13 protein-coding genes and 1 pseudogene are annotated in these 16,730 nt (G+C 43.4%); 6 read left to right on the forward strand and 8 right to left on the reverse strand.

All coding sequences use genetic code 11. The features are described from left to right. The first annotated feature begins 83 nt into the window (after nt 1-83). Both BLQ81_RS17590 and amaB read left to right on the forward strand, forming a co-directional pair. Nucleotides 84-1,091, forward strand: coding sequence for a DUF4421 domain-containing protein (locus BLQ81_RS17590; RefSeq protein ID WP_092732904.1), 1,008 nt, complete (start codon nt 84-86; stop codon nt 1,089-1,091). Between the two features lie 60 nt (nt 1,092-1,151). Continuing rightward, the gene (amaB, locus tag BLQ81_RS17595; protein ID WP_092732907.1) at nt 1,152-2,696 is read left to right on the forward strand and encodes an L-piperidine-6-carboxylate dehydrogenase; all 1,545 of its coding nucleotides are present in this window, start codon (nt 1,152-1,154) and stop codon (nt 2,694-2,696) included. Nucleotides 2,697-3,376: 680 nt separating this feature from the next. On the opposite strand, the gene BLQ81_RS17600 is transcribed toward amaB, so the two are convergent. Beyond that, the gene (locus BLQ81_RS17600) at nt 3,377-4,324 is read right to left on the reverse strand and encodes a polyphosphate kinase 2 family protein (protein WP_092732910.1); all 948 of its coding nucleotides are present in this window, start codon (nt 4,322-4,324) and stop codon (nt 3,377-3,379) included. 333 nt (nt 4,325-4,657) lie between these two features. Between BLQ81_RS17600 and BLQ81_RS17605 the strand changes: the two genes are divergently transcribed. From BLQ81_RS17605 to BLQ81_RS17620, 4 genes and pseudogenes are all read left to right on the forward strand, one after another. Beyond that, nucleotides 4,658-5,749, forward strand: coding sequence for a 6-phosphofructokinase (locus BLQ81_RS17605; protein ID WP_092732913.1), 1,092 nt, complete (start codon nt 4,658-4,660; stop codon nt 5,747-5,749). A 140-nt stretch (nt 5,750-5,889) separates the two neighbouring features. Continuing rightward, nucleotides 5,890-6,546: pseudogene (locus BLQ81_RS17610) on the forward strand (acetylxylan esterase); the annotation flags it as partial. Nucleotides 6,547-7,040: 494 nt separating this feature from the next. Further along, nucleotides 7,041-7,436 carry a PAS domain-containing protein gene (locus tag BLQ81_RS17615; RefSeq protein WP_092732916.1) on the forward strand — a complete coding sequence of 132 codons (396 nt, stop codon included), beginning with the start codon at nt 7,041-7,043 and terminating at the stop codon, nt 7,434-7,436. Continuing rightward, nucleotides 7,433-8,269 (forward strand): MBL fold metallo-hydrolase, encoded by an 837-nt coding sequence (locus tag BLQ81_RS17620; protein ID WP_092732919.1) that lies wholly within the window; start codon nt 7,433-7,435, stop codon nt 8,267-8,269. The genes BLQ81_RS17615 and BLQ81_RS17620 overlap by 4 nt, the downstream gene beginning before the upstream one ends. Before the next feature lie 49 nt (nt 8,270-8,318). Here the strand turns inward: BLQ81_RS17620 and BLQ81_RS17625 are convergent, their stop codons facing one another. The 7 genes from BLQ81_RS17625 to BLQ81_RS17650 form a co-directional block, all read right to left on the reverse strand. Then, the gene (locus tag BLQ81_RS17625) at nt 8,319-9,503 is read right to left on the reverse strand and encodes an alpha/beta hydrolase family protein (protein WP_092732922.1); all 1,185 of its coding nucleotides are present in this window, start codon (nt 9,501-9,503) and stop codon (nt 8,319-8,321) included. An 83-nt stretch (nt 9,504-9,586) separates the two neighbouring features. Then, nucleotides 9,587-9,739 (reverse strand): hypothetical protein, encoded by a 153-nt coding sequence (locus BLQ81_RS22370; protein WP_175454267.1) that lies wholly within the window; start codon nt 9,737-9,739, stop codon nt 9,587-9,589. A gap of 61 nt (nt 9,740-9,800) precedes the next feature. Continuing rightward, entirely contained in the window at nt 9,801-10,706 is a 906-nt protein-coding gene (locus BLQ81_RS17630; RefSeq protein ID WP_092732925.1) for an ORF6N domain-containing protein, read from the reverse strand. Between the two features lie 38 nt (nt 10,707-10,744). Continuing rightward, the gene (locus BLQ81_RS17635) at nt 10,745-12,283 is read right to left on the reverse strand and encodes a YifB family Mg chelatase-like AAA ATPase (RefSeq protein WP_092732928.1); all 1,539 of its coding nucleotides are present in this window, start codon (nt 12,281-12,283) and stop codon (nt 10,745-10,747) included. Nucleotides 12,284-12,346: 63 nt separating this feature from the next. Then, complete coding sequence (locus tag BLQ81_RS17640; protein ID WP_092732931.1) at nt 12,347-12,715, reverse strand: hypothetical protein; 369 nt, start codon at nt 12,713-12,715, stop codon at nt 12,347-12,349. A gap of 191 nt (nt 12,716-12,906) precedes the next feature. Continuing rightward, nucleotides 12,907-14,739 (reverse strand): ABC transporter ATP-binding protein, encoded by a 1,833-nt coding sequence (locus tag BLQ81_RS17645; RefSeq protein ID WP_092732934.1) that lies wholly within the window; start codon nt 14,737-14,739, stop codon nt 12,907-12,909. A 59-nt stretch (nt 14,740-14,798) separates the two neighbouring features. Beyond that, nucleotides 14,799-16,502 (reverse strand): hypothetical protein, encoded by a 1,704-nt coding sequence (locus tag BLQ81_RS17650; protein WP_245693298.1) that lies wholly within the window; start codon nt 16,500-16,502, stop codon nt 14,799-14,801. Between the last annotated feature and the right edge of the window lie 228 nt (nt 16,503-16,730).

Here is a 16,730-nt window from a genome sequence, read left to right on the forward strand (position 1 = left end):
TTTGGAACTCTGATAGTTTTCAATGAACCCCGAGTTTCGTCGGGGTTCTTTTTGTTTACCTTTAGACCTGAGTATTCCTCCCAATGAGATCTTCGAAATTCTTTTTTCTTTTCTTGCTTGGCATTATTCCATTTTTCACCTTGGCTCAAAACCGCGGAGTGGATACCACTTACATCGATGAGCAGGAAGAAAAACTTGTCCTACGCCTTTACTCTTCGAAAAAGTACACCGAATACCGAGTCGCAGATCCTCAATTGGTCTATTCTCCAAATACCGGTCTAAATACCGGGTTCGGAGCTACATTTCAAAAGTTCACCTTGAATCTGGCGGGGCCATTGGGGTTTCTGAACCCTCAGCGGGAAAAGGATTTTCCAAGAACAACTGATTTGCAAGTGCACATCTATCCGACCTTTTGGATCATCGATTTATTTGGACAATTTTACAATGGGTATAAGGTTGAGGGACCCGGCGAAGACAAGCTGGCGCGGGCAGATCTGAGTATTCGGAAATTTGGCGTAAATGCCAACTATGTGTTTCATGGGGATAAAATATCACTAGCGGCGGCTTTTCAGCAATCTGCAATCCAGAAAAAATCCGCATTTTCTCCATTTATCGGCGCAGAGGCATACTATGTTAAAGTTTCGGGAGATTCACTCGTACTTCCTGAATCCGATTTTACCACAAATCAAAATTACGAGCGAGCAGATTTTTTTCATATCGGTCCCAATGCGGGGATGATCGGGACCTTGGTTTTTGGTAAAGGGTTTTTCCTGACAGGTTCAGCTGCTGCTAATCTTGGATTTTCAATTTCGACTCCCGATCAGGAAACGGCTGACAGAAACACCAAATTGAAACCCGGGTATTTTCTAAGAGGCTTTGCCGGCTACAATGGGCCACGCTTTTCCCTCAATCTTAATTACGTCTATAAAAATCTTGCACTTGCTGAAGTGAATGAGTTGGGGCAAAGTATCAACACTGGTAACTATCGATTTATTTTTGCTTACAAAATCAATGCAGGGCCGAAGTTGTCCCAAAATTTTCCCAAGTACAATCCCATGAAAATCGTTCAGCGGATTTTTAAAAAAGACTAATCTCGGCTGGCATGAATTTCTTTTTTAGCTTTGGGAAGGCATTATTAACACCTTTTCCCCATGCAAGATCCTTTTGGAATTTCAGAATCATTAAAACATCTAGGCATTAAGCAAGAAAATCTCGGATCTTCTACTGGGGTTAACTGGTTGAAATCCAGTGAGTCCTACTTGTATTCTTTGTCACCGGCCGACGGGCAATTGATTGCTAAAGTTCAGCTATCAGATGCAGATGCCTATGAGTCGATCATCAGTCAGGCGCAGATCGCTTTTGAAAAATGGCGACTCGTGCCGGCTCCTCAACGAGGCGAAATAGTCCGGGAAATCGGAAATGCCCTCCGTGAGGTGAAGTCCGATCTCGGCAAGCTCGTCTCCTATGAGATGGGTAAATCCTATCAGGAAGGTTTGGGGGAAGTTCAGGAAATGATTGACATCTGCGATTTTGCAGTAGGACTTTCCCGTCAATTATATGGGTTAACCATGCATTCTGAGCGTCCGGGGCACCGGATGTACGAGCAGTGGCATCCATTGGGAATTGTTGGGATTATTTCCGCATTCAATTTTCCCGTAGCAGTTTGGTCATGGAATGCTGCCTTGGCATGGGTATGTGGGGATGTCTGCTTGTGGAAACCTTCCGAAAAAGCCCCCCTTTCCGGTGTAGCTTGCCAACTGATTGTTGGGAAGATTTTTGCCAAGCATGGAATGCCGGAGGGAATTTCCAATCTGATCATCGGTGATTATAAGATTGGAGAATTGATGTCTCATGATCCTCGAGTGCCTTTGGTTTCTGCGACAGGGTCTACCAGAATGGGGAAATTAGTAGGGAAAGCTGTCGGGGAACGGCTTGGAAGATCCTTGCTCGAACTTGGAGGAAATAATGCCATTATCATCACCGAAAACGCAGATTTGGACATCGCTATTCGGGGTGCCTTGTTCGGGGCTGTGGGTACAGCAGGACAACGCTGCACAACCACACGCCGCTTAATCGTTCAGGAGAATGTCTATGAAGAAGTGAAATCCCGATTGGCGGGTGCTTTTTCCAAATTGGTTATCGGGAATCCGTTAGATGAAAAAAATCATGTCGGGCCACTGATTGATCAGGACGCGGTGAAAGGGTATTTGACTGCAATTGATAAAGTAAAAGCGGAAGGAGGAAAAGCTGTGGTAGACGGCGGCGTTCTTTCAGGAGAAGGGTTTGAATCGGGATGTTATGTGAAACCAGCCATCTTTGAGGCCGAAAACCACTTTGAAATAGTGCAGCATGAGACTTTTGCACCCATCCTTTATTTGATCAAATACAAAACTTTGCCTGAAGCCATTGCCTTGCAAAACAGTGTTCCTCAAGGACTTTCTTCTGCTATTATGACTATGAATATGCGGGAGGCGGAAGCTTTTCTTTCAGCGGCAGGTTCAGATTGCGGGATTGCCAATGTCAATATCGGAACTTCCGGTGCAGAGATTGGCGGAGCTTTTGGTGGAGAAAAAGAAACCGGTGGGGGACGAGAATCCGGATCTGATGCTTGGAAAGCATACATGCGTAGACAGACCAATACGATCAATTACTCGACTTCTTTGCCTTTAGCCCAAGGGATCAAATTTGATATTTGAGATGAAGTATCTAGACGTAAGTATCAAGATTTAAGACAGCTTCGAGTTGGTAAAATGCGAAGAAGAAGCTGTCTCTTAAGTATCGATTGTCACATTGAGTCTTAAATATTCCGCAAACATACAAAAAGGGAATGACGGGGTTTTGCACACCAAGTAAGTCAATAAATGTAAAACCACGTTTGATTTAACCTGCGTAAACTAAACATCGATCGGAAGGGCGCGGTGGGAGGATTTGCCAGCGAGCCAGCGTTCGGCCTTGTGCGGTGAGGACCGAGTGTTAAGAATCTCTCCAGTGGAGAGATTTAGCGAGGGGCCAGCTTGCAGGGTTGCGCAAATCTTGACCTTTTTCCTCCCCTACACCTGGCTACTAGCTAAAACTGTCCACTGGACTGTTTTTATACGCTAGTTCCTGGGTCAAGCCAAAAGAACGAAGAAAACGAATAACCTAACCTAAACTTAAAACCAGAATTAACTGGTTTCTGGCGAGAAATCAGAATTCATGAAATCGAAATATAATTTTGAATAATTAGAAAAAACAAAATTTAACACAATCTGTCATTGGTGGCATGGTCGAAATGTGGCCTAATTTACTGGAAATGGCCTTCGACTCCGTTCAGGCTGACACTGGAATTTTTTTTGAGACAGCCTCTTCTTCCAATCTTCCATACCTCCATTCTTCTTTACTTCATTTCCAAAAGTACTTTTTTGACCTCTTGGAGTTCAGCGATTTTTTCAGCACTTATTTGAGGATATTCCAGATCCATCCGTTCCAATGCACTGATGATCGCTGCGGCAATGCCAATCCTTGCGTAGGATTTGTTATCTGCCGGGATGACATACCAAGGCGAGTCTTTGGTTGAGGTGTTTTTGATCATTTCCTCATAGGCTTCCTGATATTGGCCCCAATATGCTCGCTCTTTGACATCTCCGGTGCTGAATTTCCAGTTTTTTGAGGGATCGTCTATTCTGTCGATGAATCGTTGTTTTTGCTCATCCTTAGATACGTGTAGAAAAATCTTGATGACCACAGTTCCATTACGGCAGAGGTATTTTTCAAAATTCCGGATATCCTCATAACGCTGCTTCCAGATATTTTTGTTGATTAATTTTGGTGGTAGTTTTTGGTTCTTCAGAATTGCCTCGTGTACTTTTACAATCAAAACCTCTTCATAGTATGACCGATTGAAAATGCCGATTCGGCCTCGCTCGGGAAGTCGTTTGAAGCACCTCCAGAGAAAATCATGATCCAATTCCTCCGCACTGGGAGCCTTGAAAGAAGACACCTGACAGCCTTGTGGATTGATTCCGGACATCACATGCTTGATCCCGCCGTCCTTTCCTGCCGCATCCATAGCTTGGAATATCACAAGTAAAGAATAATTATCCTGTGTGTATAGAATGTCCTGAAGTGTTGCCAGTGCCTGAATACCCTGTTCAAGTGCTTCTTTGACCAATGGCTTATCTTCAGGACCAAGTGTCATTTTGGGTTGAGTAGAGTAGTCCTTCAGCCTGAATTTCTTTCCATCTCCCACGTAATATTTCTTAGCAAATTTTTTAGCCCTTATGACAAGCTCCTTTTTGCTGAGATTTTTGAGGTTTTTAATTTGCTCTTCGCCACTGTTTATCATGATGGATAATTTTAAGGTTATAGTTGTAGGAATATTTTCAGCTGTTCAGTATTTATAGCTAGCGCATCCCGAGAGCCAGCTAGTATGGGGGATCTCGCAGGGTTGAAAATTATTCCACGCTGTGATACTCGCGTCATGCGTGAGTTCTTAAAATTCAACTACCGTACTTTGGAAAATGCCCCAATTACCTTTTCTTTAGAAATCAATTTTTTAAAAAGATTGCTAGCGTAATAGAAGGAAATTAAGGTAACGATTTAGAAAATAGAAAACGAAGTCAAAAGGCCAAAATGAATAAAAGCTTAGCTTTGATTTCTTTTTTAAATACTACCAATCATGAAAAAATTACTAGTTACAACAGGTGGAGGGGATTGCCCGGGTTTGAATGCTGTAATCAGAGGAATTGTTAAGCGTGCTTCACTAGAAAGCGACTGGGAAATATGGGGGAGTTTTGAGGCCTTAAACGGTGTCATGGAGGAACCAATGCGGCTTACTAAATTGGAGGAAAGCACGGTGTCCGGGATTCATGTCAGAGGAGGAACGATCCTCGGTACTACCAATAAAGGCAACCCCCTGAGTTTTCCTGAAAAGCAAGCTGATGGGACAACGAAAATTGTCAATCGAATCCCCTGGCTTGTGGATCGCCTGAAATCTAAAGGATTTGATGCTGTGATCAATATTGGAGGTGACGGCTCTCAGGCTATTTCTCAAGCGATGTTTGAATTAGGCATGCCTGTAGTGGGTGTGCCAAAAACCATCGATAATGACCTGAGCTCTACTGATTTTACATTTGGGTTTCAGACTGCAGTTCAGACTGCTTCGGATTCATTTGACCGACTTGTGACTACTGCGAGCAGTCATCATCGGGTGATGATCATGGAAGTGATGGGACGAAATGCAGGCTGGATTGCCTTGTACACTGCCATTTCAGGCGGTGCGGAGATTTGTCTCATTCCTGAGATTCCCTTTGATCTCAATGTCGTGGTCGATCGGATAAGAAGTAGGTATAACAATGGACGGGGATTCGTCAATATTGTAATTGCTGAAGGAGCGCATGCCAAGGAAGGTTCGATTACTGCTACAGTAGGCGAGGAAGGCAGGATTGCCGTTCGATTGGGGGGAGTTTGCTATACGCTGAGTCAGCAGTTGAAAGATGCCGGAGTCGAGGCAGACATTCGTGAGACAGTACTCGGCCATACACAGCGTGGAGGAACGCCGATTGCTTTTGACCGTGTGATAGCTTCAGTTTTTGGAGTAAAAGCAATGGAATTGGTTCTTGCTGAAAAATTCGGACAACTGGTGGTGCTGCAAAACAATGATTACACTTCAGTTCCGATCAAGGAAGCAATCAGCGCATACAATGTGGTCGATCCAAATGGGACCTTGGTTCAGGCGGCGAAAGGATTGGGGATCTCTTTTGGTGATTGAAAATAATTCCAATATATATCTTGTACCCCCTAAATACCTGCTGTTAATATTATGTTTCAACCTAATTTCCTTTTGCCCACTCCCCATCTTCTGAGGGCATTAAAGAATCATCAATCTTCCTGATTCTGGTTTTTTTCAGTCATGGGATCCCGGTAGACCTGGTGCCGGAAGTTTATTCTAATTTGGCGAGTGGAGCGCTCAACGGGTACTGAAATTTTAACGCGCAGGATAAAGTTCTATGTTTCTACAAGCGGGTGTATCTGGGCTGCATCCGTGCAGTGGATTTTCTGGTTTCCTTGCCTAAATATGATGGACAGAATCTCGGGGTACAGGGTGGGAGCCAAGGAGGAGCCTTATCGATTATTACTGCCGCATTGGATCCAAGGATCAATTACCTCGTTGCTTATTATCCCGCACTCAGCGATATGACCGGCTATTTAAATAAAAGAGCCGGAGGCTGGCCCCATATTTTTGCAGACAGCAATCTCAAATATTATAACAATCCGAAAGTGATTGAGACGCTCAGTTATTATGACGTTGTGAATTTTGCCAGAATCTTAAAAACACCGGGATTTTATTCTTGGGGATACAATGACGATACCTGCCCACCGACTTCTTTCTACGCTGCATACAATCAAATCAAGGCTCCAAAAGAGGTCTTTGTAATTCCCGAAACAGGTCATTGGAAATTACTTCCACTATTCCATGCCGTTCCAAAGAGGACAGTGCCCAAAATGACTGATCCTGCGCCGGCGCCTAACATGATCAAACCTGTTTTTTTCTGTTTTTCACTTTGACGGAGGTATTCCTCCATTAATATTTTGTTTTCTTGACTTTGTTGGGCCTGGATCCTTGGCAGAAAAAGCGAAAAGGCGACAATTATGAGGAAAAATTTACGCATATAGTTGTTAAAGGAAAGACTTAGAAATCAATGATGCATTAAGTTATTCCAAGATTTTTAAAAGTACTACTCAAACCTATTTTTTTAATCACTTTTGAATTATGAGCCAATGCCTTTTGAAATCAATTTTTGAAAGGCAGCTGATCTATTTTTTATTCAAATCCGGCTCTAATAGTTGATGTGCTGAAACCAATGCTCCGACAATGTCAGAAATGCTCACAATGTGAAAATAACAAGGAAGGAGTTTTATCGTCATTTTTGCGGATTAAAAGTTAGTTTTTTGATTTCAAGAAAGATTATTGAGCTGTTTTATAAATAAATAGTAGATAGTTCTGTCTATTCTGAAAAATAGCTAACTTCTCGTAATTTTTAACGAAGACCTTTAAGAATATGCCGGCACAACCCCTGGAATTGATTTTAGCGAGGCAATTTGGAGACAGCCTCAGTATGCCCTGCTTTTTGGTAGATCCTGACGGAAATTTGCTTTTTTACAACGAAGCCGCCGAGAGCATCTTTGGATTACGGTTTGGAGAGACCGGTGGAATGAGGGTGGAGGAATGGTCTACTGTTTTTAAGCCTACCGATGGGGATGGAAATCTCCTCGTTCCTGAAGATTTGCCTTTAGTCCAAACGATCTCTACCAAGAGTCCTGCCTATGGTTCTTTTTACATTGATAATCTCAAAGGTGATCGATTTCAAATTACGGTCACCTCCTTTCCGATCATGGGAAGGCCTGATCGGTTTTTGGGAGCGATGGCTATGTTTTGGAAAACTGAAGAATTATGAGGGTGAAAGTATGGGGCTGTCGGGGTTCTTTGCCAGCCTCCGGGCCAGAAAATAATACGTATGGTGGAAATACATCCTGCATCCAAGTGACGCAAGGTGATACCTGCATCATTTTGGACGGGGGTTCAGGAATCTTACGCTTGGGTAAATTCCTAAGTCCGGAAATCAAGGAAATTCATGTTCTGTTGACTCATCTCCATATGGATCATACCATGGGATTAGGATTCTTTATACCTCTATACAATCCGAATATTAAAGTTCATTTGTATGGGCCTTCGACCAGTAATGAGCCCTTGGTCAATCGGCTCCGTAGGTATTTTTCTCCGCCTTTGTTTCCGGTTCGCCTCAGCGAATTACCCAGCCATCCGATCATTCATGAGTTGAATAAAAGTGAGTTTTCAATCGGTGAAGTCACCATTCAATCCGAATTTATTTGCCATCCCGGTCCAACTTTAGGCTATAGAATAATGTCGGGAAAATCTGTTTTTGCATACCTGCCAGATCATGAGCTTCAGATGGGGGCCTCCAATTTCCCGAATTATCCGGAATGGACAAGTGGATATGAAATCGCGAAGTCCGCCGACCTTCTTTTTCATGATGCCGCTTACACTTCCAAAGAATACATGACCAAAATTGGCTGGGGACACAGCTCGGTGAGAGATGCGATCGCGTTTGGAAAAATGTGTGGGGTCAAAAAACTGGCACTTTTTCACCATGAGCCTACCCGATCCGATGAACAGCTGGAGTATATGTTGAAAGAATCTACTCAACATCTTAAGCTCGACTTTGAAGTGGAATTGTGCGCAGAGGGGACCGTATATGAATTTGAATAACAGATCTCCTCGCAAATCACTATAGATTTACCATGTAGGCACTTATACCTCAATCAAACTGCAAATTGGTGAAGTCAATGATCTTTTCCCAATCGTAGCCGATCAAATCATGCTTTCCTTCTCGGAGATGATATCCGACTGACTCTTGGTGGAGCGTATGGAGGGAATAGTTATATTGGTCGGGGAGAGAAATCGGGATTTGATAGATTTCAGAGTACACCTTTGCACCCAGTTTCAGTGACAAATATTCGCCCTTGGGATCGGACCATGAATCTTCCATCGCACTGGCGATGTAGACTGCCCTCGGTGCAAGGGTTGCAATTAATTGGTGTTGATCTAAGGGGAGGTTTTCCTCCAACCCGTTGTATTTTTTGAAATTATCTGTAAACCAATAAGGGAAGACAGTATTGATCCGGGCTATAGTTTCGCCAAACTTCCGCCTGGATAGTGCTGCCCCTCCACATCCGGATTCATTTGCAACAGTAATAGCCCATCTGGTATCGTTTGCTCCGCACCACAGGGCTGCCTTTCCTCCTCGTGAATGTCCTACCACACTAGCTTTTTGCTCATCGATGGATTTATCCGTTTCAAAATAATCCATCGCCCTCATGGCTCCCCAAGCCCAAGCAGACAATCCCCTCATTCCGTCCGGTAGGGTAAGCTGTTCGGGATAAAGCTTATTCAATATCCCATCCGTGAATCTGATTTTGTCATCCGGAGAGACATCCTTCACATCAAAAATAGCTGCCGCATATCCTCGAGAAACGATTTGATGAATCGGGAAAAATTGATTTTCAGTATCTCCGGTTAACTTTTCCACATCTCTATGGCTGATTAATAGAAAAACAGGAAACGGACCTTTGCCTGTCTTTGGGGAGTAAATCTGCAATCGGGTCGTTTGTGAATTTGAATTTCTGGAGACCGTGATATTCACCAATTTCAGGTTGGCATATTCGGCGTGTGGATGATTGGGAATATCTACGACTTCGAACGATTGCTGATCAAAATCGATAGGTAGTTGTCCATAGACATGCTCGGTAAATAACTTCAAAAGTTCAGGTCTGCGCTTCGATTCCCAAGCGTACGGAGTGATGATCCGGTTTCCCTGAAAGTCCACAAACAGATCGGGGAGAATAAGATCAGGAACTTGCGCTTCATCGTAATTAACATTCTGCTGGGCCGATGCTGAAAAGACTATGGCAAAGAGAAGGATAGTGAGGCAGAGGTTTTTCATCAGGCTTGGAGGAATTTTACAAATAATTTGATGATAAATTCGTAGGAGAAAAAATTCGGTTGGCCGTTTATTAATAAGAAATTTTAATTGTCCATTCTCACAGAGTTATACCCATCTCTGTATCCTTGACGAACTACCTTCTTGGTTCCTTCCCAGTCGTAAATACTTTCAAATAAAAACAAAGCAAAAATTCCCAGAAGGAAGGCGATAATCTCTCTCTTAGTTATTTTTCCCATGATTGGATTAAAGTTTTATAATTATAAATTAGTTGATTGCTACTTGCGTCTTATCCAGATATTACGTTTTTCCAAGTTGTAACTGCATTATGATTACTTCTGCGAAGCTATCCATCCTAGAAAAAGCAAACCATTTTTTTCCGAGGTCTTTTAAAGATGCGCCTAAATGATAAAGATCTTTTCTATCGATCAATAAAAAACGATCATGACTCTGTGAGAATTGAAGTATTTGTATTTCGGGATATTGAGAATTGTGTTTTTCCACGTCTAGTTGGAAGGCTTTGCTGATGTTTCTCGAAAAAATAGAAGCCTTTACCTTATTGCTCCGTTTGGTTAGAAGCGTGAGAACAGATTCGTCTACATAGTTGTCGATCAGAATGATTTCTGATTTAGCATTTTTAATTAAACTTGAAATGAATGCATAAGAATCAAATATTTGCCCGTCAAAAAAAATTCCTTTTTCAAGTTTTGGTTGCCCAGCCTCAAGTGCTTTGAAAATTTGCTCAATTTTTTCTTCTGAATGAAATTGTTTCATCTCCAACAGGTCAAGGCGTTGAAAAACGGATGCATTTTGCATAAGGAACTTACGCATATTGATGAAGGCTTGCATTATTTGAATGCTAACCTGCACTGCTGTATTACTATTGATTAAAGCAGAAAGCATAGCTATTCCCTGTTCTATAAAAACAAAGGGTAAATACTTTCGATGTTTACCCCGTCCACTCTTTAAGGTCACAATTTGTGACCTTAAAGAGTGAGTGAGGTTTTCTTTTTTTATTCTCAAAACTTGATATTCAAATTCTTCGAGTTGGAATCTGAAATCATTAGGGAATCGCTCTAAGTTCCTCTTTACAGCTTGGTTCAAAACTTTGGTTTCTACCTCATACATTTCTGCCAAGTCACTATCAAGCATGACTTGCATACCGCGGACAGTAAAAATCCTAGTTTCAATTTCTTGAAGCAACATATTTTTAATGTTCAAAAAATTCTCACTTATTTATTTTTTCACCCCGCCCAACCTTCTCGATCCAAGCTTCTGTATTGAATGGCTTCGGCAAGATGCTCGACTTTGATCGTTTCGGTACCTGAGATATCGGCGATGGTGCGAGCCACTTTAAGAATTCGGTCGTATGCACGGGCAGACAGTCCAAGTCGCTCCATGGCAGTTTTGAGTAAAGCTCTACCAGCCTCATTGATTTGGCAGATTTCCTTCACCATGTGCGAAGGCATCATCGCATTGCAGTAGACTTCAGGGTTGTCTAGGAAGCGTTCGCGCTGTCGTTCCCTTCCTTGGATCACCCGCTCACGGATGGATTTGCTGGATTCACTTTTGCGGGTGGAAGTCATCTCGTCAAATTTCACCGGTGTTACTTCCACATGCAGGTCGATGCGGTCGAGGAGCGGACCACTGACTTTATTCAGGTAACGCTGCACAATGCCCGGACCGCAGACACATTCCTTCTCGGGGTGATTGTAATAGCCGCAGGGGCAGGGGTTCATGCTGGCGATTAGCATAAAGTTGGCTGGATAGTCCACCGAAACCTTGGCGCGTGAGATGGTGACTTTTCGGTCTTCGAGTGGCTGCCGCATCACTTCCAGTACAGTACGTTTGAATTCCGGTAGTTCGTCCAGGAAAAGTACCCCGTTATGGGCCAAAGAAATTTCTCCAGGCTGAGGATTTCCTCCTCCTCCGACCAAGGCGACATCGCTGATGGTATGATGAGGAGAGCGAAAAGGCCGCTGTGCAAGCAAGGATCCATTTCTACCCAGTTTTCCCGCAACAGAGTGAATCTTTGTGGTTTCCAAAGCCTCCTGCAGGGAAAGCGGAGGGAGAATTGAGGGCAGGCGTTTGGCGAGCATGGTTTTTCCTGCGCCCGGAGGTCCGATCATGATCACATTGTGACCGCCTGCAGCGGCTATTTCCATTGCCCGTTTGATGTTTTCCTGGCCTTGTACATCCGCAAAGTCAAATTCATTGTCGTCTAGCGAATGGTAAAAAATCTCCCGTGTATCAGTGACGAGCGGTTCGATTTGAAGATTTCCTTGAAGAAAATCCACAGCCTGATCGAGTGTTTCGACCCCGATGATGTCAATGTTATTGACAATAGAAGCTTCTTTGGCATTTTCCAGGGGAAGGATGAATCCCTTAAATCCTCTTTTTCTCGCTTCTATCGCGATAGGAAGAACGCCTTTGATCGGACGGAGATTTCCATCCAATGAAAGTTCGCCCATGATCACATAGCGGTCGAGTTCGGGGAAGTTGACTTGTTCGGAAGCCTGTAGAATCCCCATCGCAATGGACAAGTCATAGGCAGAACCTTCCTTGCGGATGTCAGCCGGTGCAAGATTGATGACCACTTTTTGGCGTGGCATGCGGTAGTTGAAGTATTTAAGGGCGGATTCGACACGCTGTTGGGATTCCTTGACTGCGGAGTCTGGAAGCCCCACCATGAAGAAGCTGGTACCCTGACCTACATTGACCTCAATGGTGATCAGATTGGCATCTACGCCTGAGACTGCACTACCAAAAGTTTTTGCGACCATAGCAGAAATAAAAAAAAGAGACGGTTTGTCTCCTTAATATACTGGATTGTGAAAATTAAATCTTTATTGATCTGTAAAATTTTGTCTCGGGCGAAGAATTCCGCTCGTTTCCTCATGCGGTTTTTGAGGCAAAGGTTTAGGTTGTTGCGGTGTTTGAGGATGTTCAAAATCATAAAGCTTGGCTTTCAGACCATTCATCTCATCCTGCATTTTTTTGAAAGTGGCGTTTTGATTGCTGTTGTGCATCAGGCCCGCCCCCCAAGCCGTCAAAAATAAAATGAGTCCTATCAGAAATACTTTGACCATAGAGTCGGAGGTCAGAGGATCCATGCCAAACATGGATCCAAACACACCGAATGAAATGAAGAAGATCAAGTAAAGGATGAAGTATGCTAAAACTACGATTTGCAGGTATTGCGCTATTTTTTTCATGAGTTTATAATTTTTTTAAGGTCATATAGTCTATCCCTATCCTGAATGATACTTGTAGGCTCGATTCGGGAGATTCTGGCACCCGAATGCAAGGGGCAGGTTAACCATCCCAGTGATTCAAGCTTACATCATGCCTGTGGGAGACAGGCTTGATTTCACAGGTTCATTTTTTTTTAGGATTCTAAATTTAATCAAACGGATTGAATACTGGATAGCTTTTGATAAAGTCCGTCCACAGCCATCAAATCTGTATGAGATCCACGCTGCGCAATTTCCCCATTTTCGATTACTACTATTTCATCCGCATGCTGGATGGTACTCAGTCGATGGGCAATCACCAAAGTAGTGCGATTGGTCATGAGTTTGGTCAGGGCTTCCTGTACCAAGAGCTCAGACTCTGAGTCCAAAGCAGAGGTAGCTTCATCCAAAATGAGGATCGGGGGATTTTTCAATACAGCCCGTGCGATACTCAATCGCTGTCGCTGACCTCCGGATAGCTTGGAACCGCGTTCACCGATTGAAGTCTGATAGCCATTTTCCAATTGGGAAATAAAATCATGGGCATTGGCGATTTTGGCAGCTTCCATCACCTGTTTCTCGGTTGCATTTTCAATCCCGAAGGCGATATTGTTGAAAACGGAATCATTGAAGAGGATCGATTCTTGAGTCACTATGCCCATCAAGCCTCTCAGTTCGGATGGAGAAAATTCCCTAATATCGACTCCATCCAGCAGAATACTTCCTGAAGAGGGGTCGTAAAATCTAGGTACTAGATCAGCCAAGGTTGATTTTCCACCCCCCGATGGACCAACCAGTGCAATGGTTTTTCCTTTTTCAAGTTTGAAGTTAATGTCCTTCAAGACGAGTTTGTCCTCGTAGGCAAAGGACACTTGGTTGAATTCAATATGGCGATTGAATCCGGAAATTTGCTTTGGGTTTTTAGGGGCCTGGATTTGGCTTTGTGTATCGACCACTTCAAAAATCCGCTCTGCAGATGCAATTCCACGCTGAATATTGGATACGGAACGGGAGATTTCTTTCGCAGGATTAAGTACCTGTGTGAAAATGATGATGTAAGTGATGAAATTTGACGCACTCAGGTCTGACTCTCCACTAAGTACCAAGCTGCCTCCATAAACCAGAATACCTGCCACCACGCTCACTCCCAGAAATTGAGAAATGGGAGAGGCAAGTTCATTTTTTCGGGCCATGCTCACATTTACCTGGGAATAATACTCTGTTTCCTGATCGAATTTTTCTGTAACAAAGCGTTCTGCATTGAATGCCTTGATCACGCGCATTCCACCTAGTGTTTCATCGAGTATATTGACGATTCTGCCCAGAGACTGCTGACTTTGCACGGCACGTTTTTTCAGCCTTCGCGTGATTCCGCCGATGATGGCGCCGGATATCGGAATGATCAAAATGGTGAAAAGTGTCAATTTTACTGACATAAAAAACAGCACCGAGAAATAAAGAATAATTGTAGCTGGTTCACGAAACACCACCCGCAGGGACTGCACGATCGTGTTTTCCACTTCCTGTACATCATTGGTCATTTTTGACATCAAGTCGCCCTTTCGCTCATTTGAAAAATACCCAAGGTGCAGGGCTCCCACTTTTTGAAAAATGTCCATTCGCATGCCTTTGATAACATTGGCGCGTACTTTTGCCAAAACGACCCCGGATAGGTAGGTGAATAGGTTGGATAAAAAGACCGAAACAACGATGATGATGCAGACGAAGAAGAGTGTGCCCATCTTCCCGTATTCATCTTGAACATTTAGAAAATAATGGTTGAAAAGGCCTGTGAAATAATCTGTCGAAAATGAAAAATCAGGGAGTGTTCTGAATTTTTCCAGTGACAGGGGATCCACCTGCTCAAAAATCACATCGAAGAGAGGCTTGAGCAGGGTAAAGTTGATCAGTCCAAAAATGATCGAAAAGAGCGTGTAAAAGACGTATGTCGGGACGAATTTGCCAAATGGGCGGGCATAAGACAGGATTCGAAGGTAGGTCTGCATCTAAAGGTAATTGGGGAATCGATCTGCAAGTTACTCAAAATTGAATTCTGAGGCTTCGGTCAATAATTGAAGTCAGGACGCACAAAATTCCAGCGAAACGCCAGCTGTAGGTAATGGCTACTTTGCGGAGCACTCAGATCCTGTGCGGTTCTTCTTCTAAAGGTATGGGATGCGTCCACAAAGAAATTGTGCTTGAGCATGTAGGAGGCGGTCAGGTTTGACTGGATCACTCTATTTTCAATTCCCTGTCCGATAAAGTTCCCAAATAACCCGGTTGGGCTTCCTTTCAGTCTGTTTTTGAGCACATCGCCTCCCCAATTGGTTGCCGCGTCCCCGTCCGTCCCAAAATATTGGTAAAAACCGATGAGATTCAGGTCTAACCTTGGAAGCGGCTGATACCTCACAATCCCGACAAACTCTCTGAAATTTGCGCCACGAGGATGTGTGAGTGGTGTCCTCCAGTTGGTATAGGACTGATAATCTACTTTTTCCTGAAAGGTATAAGGTCTAGCCTGATTCCATTCCAGTTGAAAGTCGAGGTTGTTCAGTCCGAGCACATTGATGTATTTGTAGCCCAGCTGTGCGCCGTATTTATTTCGCTTGGATCCTTCTCCATCGATCTCAAAAAACTCCGTAAACACAAATTCATCCAGCGCAAATTGTCCATAGAGTTTCATGCCTGGCGTAAAAATCCATTTTGCATCCAAGCCAAGCATGACCTTGTCTGGAGTGCCCTGCTGCTGCTCGACCCAACGAAGGAAAATAATGGGATTGAAATAGTTGAAATTGATTTTGTCAGTCATCACTGAAGAGAAAAAGCCCAAATTCAGATTTTTCCCCACATTAAATCCCAATCTGTTGTAGGCAAAATACTTCTGAGGATAGCGACCGTCAGTCGGTCTGCCTCGATTATAAAATACGTCCGCTGTCATCTGAGTCCAGAGATTGGTCAGCTGAAACTTCCAGACTTTGGTGTTGAATTTAACGAACATGTAGGGATTGGAAAAGTCCGAAATCTGGAAAGAGCGGTATCCCTCTCCTGCAAAATTCCGATCGTGTCCCGCTTGGATTTCAATATGCTTGGTCACCTGAAAAGAAACATGACCCAAAGCAGAAAAATAGCTGTAGCCATCACCTTCATATTCTTTCCAAAATCCTTCTCCGGGTACTGCCCCGTTATTTTTCGTGTAGCTTTTTACCCAACTGGGAAAAAAAACCTCCGAGGTGGTCAAATAGGTGTAAAAACCAACTTTTTTGTCCACTGATCCCCGCAAAACAAGGCCTCTCGCCAATCGTGCAGGATTTCTGACATTATCGGTTTCGGTACCTCCGCTAAGGTAAATAACCGGACTGAGGTGAATTCCAAAATCTTCACCTTCATAATGAGCAAAGTCTCCCGGTCTTCGATAAAGCGATTTGAGGAATGATTTTTTGGATGTGGGTATGTTCCTTTTGGAAAATTCCCAATTGTCCTGACTTAGAAAGTCGAGGTTAAACTGGTCTGCTTTGGATCTGATTACTTCAGGATTTTCGGCAAGGCTGTCAAGGTATTGCGCGAGAATATCCCTTCGATAGGGTTTGAATCCACTGTTGAAAAAAGGATTGTTTCTTCCCTGAAGGATTTCGTATCGGTCCACTTTGTGATAATATTCCCGATCGTAAGGAATATAGGCTCCTTGTGCATAGCTAAAGTGGGGAAAAAGAAGTAGGCCAAATACAACTACCAGAGGGCCGAAAAGTCGTGAATTGGTGGTTTTTTGCATCAGTTAAAGCTAGAAAAGAATTGGAAAATTGGGATCAAGGTCTTGAAAAAAAACTCAAAGAGTGATTTTCTTTTTTTTGATTATCCGCAATCCTGCCAGTAAGAAAGATTAGGCTATATAAAGTTGCGGATAATCGTCCACAGACGACTGTCAACAGTCCACAGCTCGTCTCATCGGACTTCTATCCTTATTTCCTATGGCTACTGGTAAGAAAGCGGATATACAGAT

The organism is Algoriphagus alkaliphilus, from assembly GCF_900103735.1.
GTDB classification, from domain to species: Bacteria; Bacteroidota; Bacteroidia; order Cytophagales; family Cyclobacteriaceae; genus Algoriphagus; species Algoriphagus alkaliphilus.